The sequence below is a fragment of the Leekyejoonella antrihumi genome (assembly GCF_007845645.1).
Lineage (GTDB): Bacteria > Actinomycetota > Actinomycetes > Actinomycetales > Dermatophilaceae > Leekyejoonella > Leekyejoonella antrihumi.
The window spans coordinates 1-14,678 of sequence record NZ_VCQV01000009.1 but is presented as its reverse complement, the minus strand read 5'-3'; the positions used below and the strand labels follow the sequence as shown (position 1 = coordinate 14,678).

Annotated in this window: 12 protein-coding genes; 7 read left to right on the top strand and 5 right to left on the bottom strand. The window is 67.3% G+C overall.

All coding sequences use genetic code 11. The features are described 5' to 3' along the window. Window position 1: 1 nt before the first annotated feature. Window positions 2–913 (bottom strand): AAA family ATPase, encoded by a 912-nt coding sequence (locus tag FGL98_RS08420; protein WP_246136442.1) that lies wholly within the window; start codon window positions 911–913, stop codon window positions 2–4. A 9-nt stretch (window positions 914–922) separates the two neighbouring features. Then, window positions 923–1,522, bottom strand: coding sequence for a nucleotidyltransferase family protein (locus FGL98_RS08415; protein ID WP_146316318.1), 600 nt, complete (start codon window positions 1,520–1,522; stop codon window positions 923–925). Window positions 1,523–1,602: 80 nt separating this feature from the next. On the opposite strand from FGL98_RS08415, the gene FGL98_RS08410 reads away from it, so the two are divergent. Then, entirely contained in the window at window positions 1,603–2,256 is a 654-nt protein-coding gene (locus FGL98_RS08410; RefSeq protein WP_246136441.1) for a DUF2231 domain-containing protein, read from the top strand. Here FGL98_RS08410 and FGL98_RS08405 read toward each other — a convergent pair. Next, window positions 2,245–3,807, bottom strand: a complete 1,563-nt coding sequence (locus FGL98_RS08405) for a class I adenylate-forming enzyme family protein (RefSeq protein ID WP_222432070.1) — start codon at window positions 3,805–3,807, stop codon at window positions 2,245–2,247. The genes FGL98_RS08410 and FGL98_RS08405 overlap by 12 nt on opposite strands. Before the next feature lie 114 nt (window positions 3,808–3,921). Between FGL98_RS08405 and FGL98_RS08400 the strand changes: the two genes are divergently transcribed. The 3 genes from FGL98_RS08400 to FGL98_RS08390 are packed head-to-tail and all read left to right on the top strand — an operon-like array spanning window position 3,922 to window position 7,834. Continuing rightward, entirely contained in the window at window positions 3,922–5,697 is a 1,776-nt protein-coding gene (locus FGL98_RS08400; protein WP_281289161.1) for a DUF429 domain-containing protein, read from the top strand. A gap of 43 nt (window positions 5,698–5,740) precedes the next feature. Then, window positions 5,741–7,183 carry an amidohydrolase family protein gene (locus tag FGL98_RS08395; RefSeq protein ID WP_146316316.1) on the top strand — a complete coding sequence of 481 codons (1,443 nt, stop codon included), beginning with the start codon at window positions 5,741–5,743 and terminating at the stop codon, window positions 7,181–7,183. 36 nt (window positions 7,184–7,219) lie between these two features. Continuing rightward, window positions 7,220–7,834: an NUDIX hydrolase gene (locus FGL98_RS08390; RefSeq protein WP_146316315.1), complete on the top strand. Its 615-nt coding sequence runs from the start codon at window positions 7,220–7,222 to the stop codon at window positions 7,832–7,834. Window positions 7,835–8,059: 225 nt separating this feature from the next. On the opposite strand, the gene FGL98_RS08385 is transcribed toward FGL98_RS08390, so the two are convergent. Continuing rightward, window positions 8,060–8,884, bottom strand: coding sequence for a MurR/RpiR family transcriptional regulator (locus FGL98_RS08385; protein WP_186526055.1), 825 nt, complete (start codon window positions 8,882–8,884; stop codon window positions 8,060–8,062). Between the two features lie 34 nt (window positions 8,885–8,918). Further along, window positions 8,919–10,301, bottom strand: coding sequence for a type I glutamate--ammonia ligase (locus FGL98_RS08380; protein ID WP_222432069.1), 1,383 nt, complete (start codon window positions 10,299–10,301; stop codon window positions 8,919–8,921). A 129-nt stretch (window positions 10,302–10,430) separates the two neighbouring features. Between FGL98_RS08380 and FGL98_RS08375 the strand changes: the two genes are divergently transcribed. The 3 genes from FGL98_RS08375 to FGL98_RS08365 are packed head-to-tail and all read left to right on the top strand — an operon-like array spanning window position 10,431 to window position 14,202. Further along, a complete protein-coding gene (locus FGL98_RS08375) occupies window positions 10,431–11,927 on the top strand; it encodes an APC family permease (protein WP_146316313.1) in 1,497 nt (498 codons plus the stop codon). Beyond that, a complete protein-coding gene (locus FGL98_RS08370; RefSeq protein WP_146316312.1) occupies window positions 11,924–13,048 on the top strand; it encodes an amidohydrolase family protein in 1,125 nt (374 codons plus the stop codon). The genes FGL98_RS08375 and FGL98_RS08370 overlap by 4 nt, the downstream gene beginning before the upstream one ends. After that, window positions 13,045–14,202, top strand: coding sequence for a M20 metallopeptidase family protein (locus FGL98_RS08365; protein ID WP_146316311.1), 1,158 nt, complete (start codon window positions 13,045–13,047; stop codon window positions 14,200–14,202). The genes FGL98_RS08370 and FGL98_RS08365 overlap by 4 nt, the downstream gene beginning before the upstream one ends. The last annotated feature ends 476 nt before the right edge of the window (window positions 14,203–14,678 follow it).

Below are 14,678 nucleotides of genomic sequence, written 5' to 3'. Positions count from 1 at the left end.
GTCAACCCGCCAGCATCCGGTCCAGACTTGCGCGCACGCGATCCGCGTCCTCGCGGTACTTGATGGCGGCGCCCAGCGTCGCGGCGGCGGTCTCCACGTCGAGCTCTGTCGTGCCGAGCGTCTGGAGCGCCCGGGCCCAATCGAGTGTCTCCGAAACGCCTGGTGGCTTGAGGAGGTCTGCCTCGTTTCGCAGTTGCTGGATCAGCGAGACCACCTGCTCGGCCAGGATCTTGGCAACCTCGGGTGCCCGACTGTGCACGATGGCGAGCTCACGCTCCAGCCCCGGATGGTCGATCCAGTGATAGAGACAGCGTCGCTTCAACGCGTCGTGCAGCTCGCGCGTGCGGTTGGACGTCAGCACCACGATCGGCGGCGGCGATGCACAGATGGTGCCGAGCTCGGGGATGGTGACCTGGTAGGTCGAGAGCACCTCGAGCAGGAAGGCCTCGAACTCGTCGTCTGCTCGGTCGATCTCGTCGACCAGGAGCACTGCCGGACTCTCGCGGAGCGCGCGCAGTACCGGCCGGGCGATCAGGAACCGCTCATCGAAGAGGGACTTCTCCACGTCAGTGGCCTCATCGGCACCCGCACCCGTGTTGTGGGCGGTCTCGACAGCTCTCAGGTGCAGGATCTGACGAGGGAAGTCCCAGTCATAGAGCGCCTGCGACGCGTCGATCCCCTCGTAGCACTGCAGCCGGATCAGCGGGATGTCCAGACCCTCGGCGAGGGCCTCCGCCAGGGTGGTCTTACCGGTGCCTGGTTCACCCTCGAGCAGCAGCGGGCGTCCGAGACGGAGCGCGAGGAACCCGATCGTCGCGAGGGCGTCATCCATCAGGTAGCCCGTCTCGGCGAGTAGCTCTGCCAGCTCTTTCGCCGAGTCGAACGACCGCTCCATACTCCGATCATTGCTCATCTGGGTCGCCTAGGAGAGGTTTCGCCGATGATCGATGTCCACACCGCGTGCGAGATCACCGCACTCGACCAGGTCGACCTCGTTCTGTGCCAGGTAGTCGCGCGCACCACGATCACCGACTGCAGCACCGAGCACACCCGCCCAGTGGGCACGGCCCAGGGCCACCGGATGGCCCGGCACGCCCTGGTAGGCGGCTCGCGAGAGTGACCCGGCACCGCCGGACGTCGATCCGAGCACCCGCCGCACGACCGCCGGTCCGACGTCCGGCAGGTCGACCAGCGACACGAGTGCCAGCTGCGCCGCGGTCTGCGTCGCCCGGAGAAGACCGCACCGCAATGACGCACCCATCCCTTCGGCCCAGTCGTTCGACACGATCACCGTCGCCGACTCGCCATCGAGCAGCGCTGCCGCGGACTCGTGCCGGCAGCCCAAGACGACAAGCACGTCGTCGCAGCCGCCGTCTTGGAGAGCGTGAAGTGAGCGGACCAACCACGACGTGCCGTCCCGATCGCGCAGCAGCGCCTTCGGCCCGCCCATCCGTCGCCCCGCACCGGCGGCCAGGAGCACACCGACGACGGTGTGTTGCGCGACCGCATCATGCCTGATCATCTGCTCACTCAATCACCTCGATGACCGATCTGTCAGGAAACCCCCTGGCCGGACCGCGAAGAGAGGAGTACGACAGAGGCATGACCACAGACACCCCCAGCCGGCGTGAGCACCGGCTCTCCACCCGCCTCCAGGACAGCGAGCCGACCACGGTCGGCAGCACACCACTCGGTGGTTCACCGGCGCGGTTGGTCGAACGTGCCGCGGCCCTCGACAAGATCGCGCCCTTGCTGCGCCGCGTCACCGCACCCTTCGCGCGGCCGCCGCTGGACCGCATACTCCTCGGGGAAACCATCGGCCACGCCGTGCATCCCCTGCTGACCGACCTGCCGATCGGTTTCTGGACCTCAGCGGTGACGCTGGACCTGTGCGGCGGCCCCAGTGCGCGACCGGCCGCAACCCGACTGCTCGGTCTCGGCCTCCTCACAGCCGGACCCACGGCCTGGACCGGCTGGGCCGAATGGCATCAGCTCGCGCGGCCGGAGTCCAGAGTGGGCACCGCGCACGCCCTGCTCAACGGTGCGGCGGTCGCGCTGTTCGCCGGATCCTGGATAGCCCGACATCGCGGACTTCACCAGACCGGCGTGGCGTACGGGATGGCCGGCAGCTGCGCGGCAAGCGCGGCGGGCTACCTGGGCGGACACCTCACGGGCGCGCGTAAGGTCGGTTCTCGCGACGCTGCCTACGAGCAGGACGGGGTGGGCCCGCTGGTCGCGCGCCCATCAGTGCGGTGACTCGACTGCGCGGTCGCGTAGCTCGACCTTGCGGATCTTGCCGGCCGGTGTGAGGGGCAGCGAGTCGACCACGGTGAAACCGTCGGGCACCTTGTACTCCGCAAGCTGGGTCTCGCACAGTTCGCGGAGCGCTTCGACGTCGACTACGGCGCCCTCGCGGGCCACGACGAACGCATGGCCGGTCTCGCCCCACTTGGCGTCGGGAACACCGACGATGGCACTCATGGCGACACTGGGGTGAACTGCAAGAAGGTTCTCTATCTCGGCCGGGTAGACGTTGTACCCGCCACGGACATACATCTCCTTGAGCCGTCCACGCAGCGAGACGTGACCGTCCTCGGTGAGCACGGCGACATCACCCGTCGACAGCCAACCCTCCGTCGAGAACGTGCGTGCCGTCGTCTCGGGTAGGTCCCAGTAGCCCTGTGCGACAGCGTCGCCCCTGATCTGCAGCTCACCGATTGTGTCCGGTGGCAACGGTTGGCCGGACCCGTCGACGATCCTGGCCTCGACGCCCGCGAGGGGCGCCCCGATGGTGTCCGTGATGGTCTGCAGGCCGTCTTCCGCTCGGGAGATGACACTCGCGCCGGAGCACTCCGAGAGGCCGTAGAGGTTCGCCAGTCGGGCGCCCGGAAACGCGCGCTTCAGGTGTTGCGCCATCGTGGGTTCGACGTTGGAGCCACCGATCACGCAGACTCGGACCGATGACGTGTCGACCTGGTTGGCCTCCAGCAGAGACAGGATCATCCCGAACATCGTCGGCACTCCGACCATGATTGTGATGCGGTCACGTGCGATCAGCTCCAGTGACTGCTTCGGGTTGAATGACGGAACGAGAGAGACCCGTCCCCCGGCTTCCAGGGTGCTCGCGATCGTGCAGGTCATCCCACCGACATGGGTCAGCGGCATATGACCGATCGTCACGTCGTCGGCGGCCTGCGCCAGCCGATCGACCTGGCCACGGGCGGATGCCAGGATGCTGGCATGGGTCAGCACCGCGCCCTTGGGCTCACCGGTCGTGCCGGACGTGTAGAGAATGACCGATGCATCGTCAGGTTCTGCGGTCTGTCGCAGCACCGCCGGATCCGCTGGTGTCTGTAGCAGCTCCTCAAAGCGGAGGCGTCCCTCGGTGCCGGGCCTGCCGATGAAGATGGCGTGCTCCACCGAAGGCGTCTGCGGGAGGAGCCTGTCGAGGAACGGCTCGAACTCGAACCCGCCGAACTCATTGACGCACACCACGGCCCGCGCACCGGATTGCCGAAGCATGTGCCGAAACTCCTGCTCGCGGTAGACCACGTTGAGGGTGACGAGGATGCAGCCGATCTTCGACGCGGCGAACCAGGTCACCAGCCACGGGATCCCGTTGGGTGCTGCGACGCCGATCCGGTCACCCTTGCGGAGCCCGAGGTGATGCAGCGCGGTGGCGAACCGGTCGCTCATGGCGTCGAGATCGGCATACGTCACCGGCCCGTCGGCGGTCAGCAGGAACGGTCGCTCAGGGCCTTGTGCACGGGTGCGCAACAGCGCGGTCAGGGTCGTCGGCTCGGACATTCGTGCGCCTCTTCCTCGGGTCATTCCAGTGCGTCGCAACCTCGCGGTCGCACGTCGATATCGGGCACCTCAGCAGACCCGCCTCTGAGCGGGTCTCGTGAAGGACCGGCCGGGATGCGGCATGCTGCAGGTATGCACTTCGCCGGCCTCGACCTCGCATGGGGGAACAATAGCCCGACCGGCGTGGCCGTCCTGGACGATCTGGGTACGCTGCAGCATCTGTCGGCGGTGCAGACCGACGCCGAGGTGGTGGCCGCGCTGTCGCCATACCTCCCGGGAGGATGCCTCGTCGGCATTGATGCCCCGCTGATCGTCAGGAACGAGAAGGGCAGCCGACCCGCCGAGAAGCAGCTGAACCGCGACTTCGCTCGGTTTGACGCCGGTGCCCATCCGTCGAACACCTCGAACCCGACCTTGGGTGAGCCCACCCGAGGCGCGCGGATCTGCGCGAGGCTCCGGCTCGACATGGATCCGGGGTCGAGGTCGTCGCGGCGGGCGATCGAGGTCTATCCCCACCCCGCCACGATCGCACTCTTCCGGCTCGGTAGGACCCTGAAGTACAAGAACAAGCAGGGCCGGACGGTCGACCAGCTGCGCGGTGAGCTGCTCGCGCTGATGCGGCTGCTCGACTCACTCGCGTCCGCGGCTCCCGCGCTCCAGCTCGTCTCCCACGACGGGTGGCGAGCACTGGTCGGGGCCGTCGAGCGTGCGACTCGCAAATCCGAGCTGCGGCAGGCGGAGGATCAGGTCGATGCCGTCGTGTGCGCGTATGTCGCCCTGCTCCGGGAGCGTCTCCCCGACGCTATGACGATGTATGGCGACTTCACGACCGGCTACATCGTCACGCCGACGCTTCCCGGGGACCTGGAGCCATCGCCGCGTCGCCCGCGGATCACGCGGCACGTCGACGTGGTCCGTCAGGCGACCCAGGAGTATGCCGAGCAGCATCCTCAGATCGTGCTCGCCGCCGAGGAGGCGGTCGAGTTCGTGACCCGGGTGCTGGACGATGCCGGCCTCAACTACCTGAGTGTGACGGGGCGCGCCAAGAGCGTCGCCTCGTTCGCAGAGAAGGCGGGACGGACCGCGGAGGGCAACGCGCTCTATGCCGATCCCCTGGCCGAGATCGGCGACGTCATCGGGTTGCGGGTCATCACCTACGTGCACAGCGACGTGGCAGCCGTGGTCGAGCTCTTGGATGCGGATGCGGTCGTGATCAGCGACCGCGACATGGGTCAGGAGACCGCCCGGGAAGGCCACTTCGGCTATGTCAGCCGGCACCTGCAGATCCGGTTGGCCAAGGAGGACCGGGCGACGCACCCGGCGGTCGGCGCGCGACAGGTCCAGGTGCAGGTGCGGACCGTGCTGCAGCACGCGTGGGCGGAGTTCGAGCACGACATCCGTTACAAGGGAACCGTCCCCGAGGAGCACCGCTCCGATCTCGATCGCCGATTCACGCTTGCCGCCGGGCTGCTCGAACTCGCCGACCGGGAGTTCTCGACCATCCGCGAGCGGCTGCAGGGCGGTGCCCCCGACATTGAGGTCAGTGGCGGCGACAACGACCCGCGGATCAGTCCGCGGGAGCTCGCCGCGTTTCTCGCCGGGCAGTATGCCGACGCGAGCTGGTCACGGCCGGACCACTACGCCTGGATGGCGGGGCTTGTGCTTGAGCTGGGCATCGCCTCGCTGTCCGAGCTGGCGGAGGTGATCCGGCCCGTCGACACCGCGGACATCGCTCGACGCATGGCCTACCGCAGTCCGACCGGTGCGGTCCGACGGCTGGACGACGCTCTGCTGATCGTGAACCGCGACCACTACATCGGACTGCACGGCAATGCACACCGCACCGACCGGCTACGCGCACGTCTCGCGAAGATGACTGCGCAAGGCTGAAATTGGTGTCTGTACGATCCGCTGCCGAAGGGAATCGATTGCCATGACAACGACATTGTTCAGCGCCCCCTACATCGTCGGGTTTCAAGACGGGGAGCATCGCATCCTGCGTGACGGGTGCGTGGTCGTTGCAGACGACCGGATCATCCATGTGGGCACGTCGTATGACGGACCCGTCGACCTTCGTCGGGACCTTCCCGACCGGGTCATCACCCCTGGCTTCATCGACACTCACTCACATCTGCACTCCTCCCCCGTCGACAAGTCGGTTCAGGAGGACTACGGCCCACGGCAGTTCTGGCTGACTGGGCTCATCGAGATCCTGCCGGCCGAGGATGCGGGCCTCGATGTGACCGGTATGCGCGCGTGCGTCGACTACTCCCTGATTGAGCTCGCCCGGTCCGGCACCACCACGGTAATGCACCTGGGCGATGCGGCGGAGTATGCGGCCGACGCCATCGACGCCATGGGCCTGCGGGGCTATGTCGCACCGTCATACCGCTCGGGCCGATGGTTCACCCCGGACGGCAAGCGAGTGGACTACGAGTGGGACGAGAACGCCGGACGCAAGGGCCTCGAGTCCGCAGTGGGCTTCGTCCAGACGCAGCGGTCGCGCTCGGACGGGCGAGTGCAGGGCTTTCTCGGACCTGCGCAGGTTGACACCTGCACCGCGGACCTGCTGCGAGAGAGCAAGGTCGCTGCCCGGGAGCTGGCAGTGCCGGTCTCGCTGCACGCGGCCCAGGGGGTGTGGGAGTTCAACGAGATGACGCGCCGACATGGGCGCACGCCCATCGAGTGGCTCGGAGACATCGACTTCCTCGGCCCGGACACGCTGCTGGGACATGCGATCTTCATCACAGGCAACAGCTGGGTCAACTTCGCCGGTGACGACCTGCAGCTGCTCGCCTCCTCGAACACCTCCGTGTCCTACAACGCCTGGTGCTTCGCGCGCAGGGGGATTCTGATGGAGTCATTCCCGGACTATGTGGCAGCCGGGGTCAACGTGTGCATCGGCACGGACACGGCACCACAGTCGATGATCGAGTCACTGCGCTGGACCGCCATCGCGGGAAAGATCACCTCCCGCAGGGCCGACACGTCCACGGCACGGCGGGTTTTTGACGCGGCCACCATCAATGCCGCGCGGTTGCTCGGTCGTGACGATCTGGGACGCATCGCACCCGGCGCGAAGGCAGACCTGCTCTTTTGGCGCACAGACTCCTTCGGCATGGCGCCGCTGCGCGACCCGATCCGCAATATCGTCTACTACGCCCAGCCCGCCGATCTGTCCGACGTGCTGGTGGACGGCAGACCGGTCGTCACCGATGGAGTGGTGCTCGGCGCGGACCTGCAGGCTGCCGCGCGGGGCGTCCAGTGTGCCGGCGAGCGCGTCTGGCGGCATTGGCACGAGGGAGACTGGGCCGGTCGCTCCCTCGAGCAGATCGCACCGATCACCTACCCGGAGTTCGTGCAGACAGTCGGCTGAGGGCGACCAGCAAGAGCGGCGAAAGGAGCACAACTCATGACCATTGACCCGAAGCGCCTCCAGGCGCAGATCTTCTCGAAGCTCGCGGCGTTCGATCACATCGAGCTGCCGGCGGGTGGACTACGGGCAGCCGCGGTCTGCGTGCCCGTCGCCGTCGTGGAAGGCGACCCGGTGGTGTGGCTCGAGGAACGCTCCCTCACATTACGTGCCCATGCCGGCCAGTACGCGCTTCCCGGTGGCCGGATCGATTCCGGCGAGACGGCCGAACATGCTGCCCTTCGTGAGCTGCACGAAGAGATCGGTATCGAGGCCTCCCCCGACCAGATCGTGGGGCGGCTCGACGACTTCGCCAGCCGCTCCGGATACGTCATCACACCGTTCGTGGTGTGGGTCGGTGTTCTCGCGCAGCCACCGCGGTGCAATCCCGCCGAGGTTGCAATCCTGCACGAGGTCACCATGGAGGAGCTCGACGTCGAGCCGCGCTTCATCACGATCCCCGAGTCCGACACGCCGGTCTTCCAGTGGCCCTTCCACGGCCAGTCCATCCACGCGCCAACGGCTGCGATCCTGCACCAGTTCCGCGAGGTCGTCCTGCATGGACGTCACACCCGCGTGGCGCACTTCGAACAGCCGGCATTCGCCTGGAAGTAGGCGGCCTCGGCCGGCCGGTGTCGGTCAGCGCCTCGACCTGTCCCCACCCGGTCGGGCACGCCTTCTGGCCGCCAGGCCGAGTAGGACCGTTTCCCACCGGGCGCCACCAGAACTGCGCGCGACGCGGAGCGGCGATCACGCCAGACGGAATGGGGCAGGTTGGACGTCAAGCGGATTGGCGGTGGGTGGCCGCGCCGCGAGAGCAACACAAGTGGCCGCCTCGTCTCAGTTCACGGTGTCGTGGCTCAGGTCGTCGTATTGCGTCAGTCGGCGCTGCCCCTTGCCCGTATCGCGCTCCGAGGCAGCAACGAGAAGTGCGTCAATCATGGCGAATGCGGGCGTCAGGCACGCCAAAGGCCCCGGGCCGTCGACGGATGTGGCGACGACGGCGCTCGCATCACGTGCAAGGGGGCTGAGGTAGGTGTCGGTGAACAGGACGATCTTGCCACCTTGCCCCGCGGCCTTCGTGCCGAAACGGACGGTGTCGCGTTCGTAGCGCCGGTAGTCGAAGGTGACCACGGTGTACTTGTGCGTGAGGTCCAGCAGTGCAGCTGTCCGCGCACCCTGCTGAGGCTCGAGGTACCGCACGCCAGGGCGCAGCATCTGCAGGGACGTGGCCAGATACAACGCGAGTGCGGCCGAAACACGCCCGCCGGTGATCAGCACGGGCCGGGACGGGTCCGCAGTGAGGTTGACCGCCCGAGCGAAGTCCACGTCGTCGGCGGTGTGCAGCGTGTCGATCACAGCGCAGCCGATCTGCTGTTCGCACCGGTGTAGCACCGTTGTCCCGGGTTTGGTGTGGTCGGTGGTCGCATACAGCTGTGCGGGGCCGGCAGACCGCGCAGACACCTCTGCGCGCAGCTGGGCCTGGAATTGGGCATGGGTGGGGAAGCCGAGCTTGGCGGTGAACCGGACGACCGTGGGCGGGCTGACTCCGGCGTCTCCCGCGAACGCGGCGACCGACTGGAGGCCCGCGGCGGGGTAGTCACGCAGGATCGCCTGCATGATCCGCAGCTCTGCCGTGGTCAGCTCGTGGCGGCGACTGCGCATGAGCTCGGCGACGGTTTTGGTGTGCGTGATCGTGTCAGTACTTCCAGCGTACGGCGGCGGCAATGTCCTGCTCGGAGGCATCGACGAACATCGCGTGCTCGGCACGCCGCAGTTCGACGATGGTCGCGGCCAACTCGTCACCGAATGCCGTGTTCAGCACGTCATCGGCCTCGAACGCGTCCGCCACGGCCCCCAAGGATGCCGGCATCTGGGTGATGCCATGTGCGACACGTTCCGCAGGCAGCAGCAGCGCAGGGTCGACCTCGACCGGGTCGGGCAGTTCCCGACCGGTGGCAAGCCCGTCCAGTCCCGCACTCAGCAGGCCGGCCACGACAAGGTACGGGTTCGCGGACTCGTCGAATGCCTTGACCTCCAGGTTCGCGGCACGGTACTGGTCGCCCGGGGAGCCGGTGACGAACCGCAGCGCCGTCTCCCGGTTCTCCAGGCCCCACGCCTGGAATGCGCCCGCCCAGTGCTGAGGAATCAGCCGCAGGTAGCTGGCCGCCGACGAGGTGCCCACCGCGAGGAGCGCGGGCAGGTGGTGCAGGATCCCGGCGCTGAACATCTCTGCGGGCTCAGTCATGCCGTACCGTGCGTCACCGCCCGCGAAGATGTTGCGACCACTCGCCCACAAAGACAGGTGCACGTGCCCGCCATTACCGACCCCACCGGCGACGGTCTTCGGGGAGAACGAGGCTCGCATTCCGTGCCGGAGACTCACTGCACGGATCGTCTCCCGGGCCAGCACGAAGGTGTCCGCAGCGGCGATGGGGTCCTCGGCAGCAACCGACACTTCGAACTGGCCGGCGGCGTATTCCGGGTGAATCTGCTCCGCCTGAATCCCCTGTTCGGCCAGTGCGCGAGCCAGATCCCGCAGGTAGTCGGACGCCTCGACCATCCGGGTAAACCCGTACGCAGGTCCATGCACAGCTGGGATGAAGTCGTCGCTGCCGGCCTCGTTGATTCCGGCCGCCCACTCGATCTCGAACGCCATGCGGGCGGTGTAACCGGCCTCGGCGAGTCGGGTCACGACGCGGCGAGCCAGGGTCCGCTGGTCCTGCGGGTGCGGAGTGCCATCCTGCCGGCACCGGTCGGCCGGCGCCCATGCCCAGCCGGGCTGCCCGGCGAGCACTGTCAGACGAGATAGATCAGGGTACAAGCGCAGGTCACCTATCGGACTGCCCGCGAAGCGCCCCGCGACGATCGAGTCATCGGACAAGAAGGCGTCGAACACCGGTGACATACCGATACCCCACACTGCGGCATGAACCAACCGCTCGACCGGGACCGCCTTCGTCCGGGTGATCCCGCTGTTGTCGACGAACGTGGTGGCAACGCCCACAATGTCGCGGTCCGCCAACATCGCGGCCGCGCGCTTGGCCTCCACCTCGTGCCCAGCACGATCTTCCGGGTCCACCTGACGGCCTCCTGGCGGTGTGTCGGGGTTCATCATAGCCCGACTGAATGACTTGTTACATGGCAGTGGGGACTGTTGTTTTCGGTTCCATCGCGGCATACTGCGAGTATCTGCCCGAAGGAGGGCGCCATGGCCGAATCCAAGCCTCCCCGGCTGCGCCGGAATCTGTCCATCTGGCAGGCCGTCGGACTGTCCGTCGCGTTGATGGCGCCGAGCATGGCCGCGAACATCAACCCGCAGGTCACGGCCAGCACCGTCGGCCGGGCGGTACCCCTGGCCTTCTTGTTCGCGGGCGTGGCGATCCTGCTGGTCGCCTACGGGTTTGTGCGGCTGTGCCAGTACTACCAGCACGCCGGTTCGGTGTATGCGTTCGTCGGGTCAACGCTCGGCCCGCGCACCGGGGCCGTTAGTGGCACCGCGCTGTTTGGCACGTACACATTCTTCGGCGTGGTCACCTCCTGTGCCTTCGGGATCCTTGGCACCAACTTCCTCAGCGCGGTCGGGATCTGGCCGCACCCACCCGGCTGGGCGTCATACCTGCTGGCTGCGGTCGCCTTGGCCGGCTCGCTCGTGCTGACTGTCATTCCCGCCAAGCGCGGCACCACGACTCTGCTATCGATCGAGGGCGCCACCATCGTGCTGATCCTGATCGTCTGCGCCGTCGTGCTCGTTCGGTTGATCACCGGTGATGCCCCGGCTGGAGGCGGGCAGACGTTCACGCTGAAGGTGTTCGCCATCGAACCGGATACGAACGCGTCCACGCTGTTCCTCGGCATCGTGTTCGGCTTCTTGTCCTTCGCCGGCTTCGAGGCATCTTCCACCCTCGGCGAGGAGACGGCCGCGCCCCGCAAGAACATTCCCCGCGCAATCCTCGGCACCGCAATCTTTGGCACCTTGTACTTCACCATCGTCACCGCGATCGAAGTGATGGGCTTCGGCGCCGGCGCCAAGGGCGTCAAATCGTATGCAGCCTCGTCATCGCTGGTGGGCGACCTCGGACGGTCGTTCGTCGCCGGGTGGGTCGGCGACGTGATCACCCTTGGCGCGGCAATCAGCGCTTTCGGTTGCTGCCTGGCCTGCGTCGTCGGCGCGTCACGGCTGATGTTCGCTATCTCCCGCGATGTCGCCGGCGAGCGGGGACTGGCGACCGTCACCCGCGTCGGGACACCAGGCGTGGCAGCCCTGACCGTGGTATGTCTGATGGGCCTGATCATCATCATCGACGCATTCGCGTTCGGAGCAAAGGCCGAGGACGCGTTCGCCTGGTCCGGAACCATCGGCACGCTCATCATCCTGGTCGTGTACATCCTGACCACCATCGGTGCGATCCGACTGCTGTTCATCCAGCGCAAGATGCCTGTGCACACCTGGGAGATCGTCATCCCGCTCGCCGGGATCGTCGTGCTGGTCTACACCCTCTACCGCAACGTCTTGCCCTACCCGCCCTCGAACACGGCCCCGTTCTGGTTCCCCATCGTCGCCGGCGCCTGGCTGCTCGCCTGCGCCATTGCCGTGATCGCTGCGCCAGGCACCGCCGCTCGGCTCGGCGATCGGCTCGCCGCAGAGGAAGGCTTCATGACCGATCTCGACGAACTGAACGTCGCCCCGCGATCGACCGACGTATGAGCCTGCTGGACGGCGTCGAACTGGTCGACCATCACTGTCACGGGATCATCGGCACCGACGTCGACCGGGCCGGATTCGAGTCTCTGCTGTGCGAGGCGGACGGACCCGGCCGCTGGCATGGCACCTTGTTCGACACCCACGTGGGTCTGTCGGTGCGGCGGTGGTGTGCGCCACTGCTCGATCTGCCCTCGCATGCACCGGCCGATGACTACCTCCGCCGGCGCCGGGACCTGGGCGCGGCGGAGGTCAACAGGCGGCTCATCGGCTCCCTGCCGACCCGACAGTTCCTGGTGGACACCGGGTTCCAACCCGACATACTGACGTCGCCCGTGGAGCTTGCAGACCTGACGGGGGGTTCCGGACGGGAGATCGTGCGGCTTGAGCAGGTCGCCGAACAGGTCGCCCAGGGCACTGATGCTGCACATTTCGCCGACCAGGTCCGCGCCGAGCTGACCCGACGATGCACCCACGCGGTCGGAGTGAAGTCAGTCGCCGCCTACCGGGTCGGGCTGCGCCTGGACCCGGCCCGACCGACGGAGGCTCAGGTCCGGGATGCCGCCGCTGGGATGCTCCGCGACGTCGACCATGGCTTGACCGCCCGTGTGGCCGATCCTGTGCTGACCCGGTTCCTGATCTGGAGCGGCGCGGACCTGCACCTGCCGATCCAGTTCCACGTCGGGTACGGCGACGCCGATGTGGACCTCGCCGAGTGTGACCCTCTCCTGCTGACTCCACTGCTGCGCGCGCTCGGGCCGACCGGTGTTCCGGTGATGCTGCTGCACAACTACCCGTTCCATCGCCACGCCGGTTACCTCGCGCAGGTCTTCGACCACGTGTTTGTCGACGTCGGCCTGGCCCTGCACAACGTCGGGCCACGCGCGCCCCAGGTGCTCGCCGAGTTGCTCGAGCTCGCACCGTTCGGCGCAGTGCTGTTCTCCTCGGACGCGTTCGGCCTGCCTGAGTTGTACGTGATCGCGACCGAGGTGTTTCGCCGCTGCCTGACCGGGTACCTGGACTCCGGCGTGGCCGCCGGGGACTGGACCAGCGACGACGCCTCCCGGATCGCCACCGGCATCTGTGGAGGGAACGCCCGCCGTGCCTACCAGCTCGGCCCGCCATGAGCGTCGACCTGCGACGGCTGCGCGCCGCCCTCGCCGAGGAACTGCCCGCGGCGACCAGGCTGCGGCACGCTATCCACGCCGACCCGCACATCTCCGGCCAGGAGAACCCCACCGCGGAGTTGGTCGCGGACGCGATCGGCGTAGGAGACTGGGTCACCGTGGCCGACACCGGGCGCCTCACCCGGCTCGGAGAGGGGCCTTGCGTGGTGCTGCGCGCCGAGCTCGACGCCCTGCCGCTCACCGAACAGACCGGCGTGGCCTGGGCGGCGACAGGCATCGCCATGCACGCCTGCGGGCACGACGTGCACCTGGCAGCAGTGACCGCCGTAGCCAGGGCCATCCACGCCGTTTCGGGGCCGACCGCCAACGTCGCCGTGCTGCTTCAACCGCGCGAGGAGCGGGCGCCATCCGGCGCACAGGACGTCGTCGCCTCCGGCATCCTGCACCGGATCGGGACCCGAGCGGTCGTAGCTGCGCACGTGCAACCCCAGGTCGCTGCCGGCACGATCACCGTCACCCCAGGGGTGGTCAACGCCTCCACCGACGAGTTTCAGGTCACCATCACTGGGTCCGGTGGGCACGTCGGATACCCGCACACCGTGCACGATCCCATCGCGGCGTTGTGCCAGACCGCGCTCAACCTACAGGCACTCGTCCCCCGCAGCGTCGACCCCATACACGGCGCCGTCTGCATGATCGGATGCATCCACGCCGGCACTGCCAACAACGTCATCCCCGACCGGGCCAGCGCTGCCGGATCCCTACGACTCATGCGACCCGACGACCGGGAACCCACCCTCGAGCGCATGCGTCAGATCGTGCAACACACCGCCACCGCCCACGAATGCACCGGACAGCTCACCGTCACCGAAGGCGAACCCGTCCTGGCCAACGACCCGACCCTCGCAAGTGCGACCACCAGCTGGCTCACCACGATGGGCCACACCACCACCGACAACTTCCGCTCATTCGGCGCGGACGACTTCTCCTACTACGGACACCAGCACCCCGCCCTGATGATGTTCGTCGGAACCGGCGGCGACCACGGCCTGCACGACACCCGATTCCTCCCCGACGACCGCACCATCGCCACCGTCGCTGAAGCACTGCTCGCCGGATATTTGGCCGCCACGAACCCCGTTGGGGCGCAATAGGTCATCTGGGTAGTCAGCCGTTGGGCCGCTCGACGTGGCCCCGCGTGCTCGATGCCTCCCTGGCCCCACGGCGGGAGGGCTGACCGGGTTTGAACCTGTGCACCAGGCAAATTTGGCAACCTGGCTGACCAGCACGTTTGTCCCAAAGTAATAGGCTGACAATCAGTTACGTCGACTGGTCGATGGACAGTACTGGCCAGGAATTCCCACTCGTTCTTGCACGTATCTTGCACGGAAGTGCGTCACAGTGCGACAGCGCCCTGTCCCCGATCCGCCGCACCGCGTCCGACTTCGATGCCTATGCGCGCCAATGGTTGACGGGTCGCGAGCTCCGCAACTTGACCCACTATGTCGGCTCTTCAGAAACGAGGGTGTAGTCGGGGTCTGAATCCTCCGGACTCCAGGAGGGATCGCGCGACATAGTGGGTCAGGTTTCGGAACCCGAGGGCGGACCCGCGTAAGTGCTCGAGGCGACC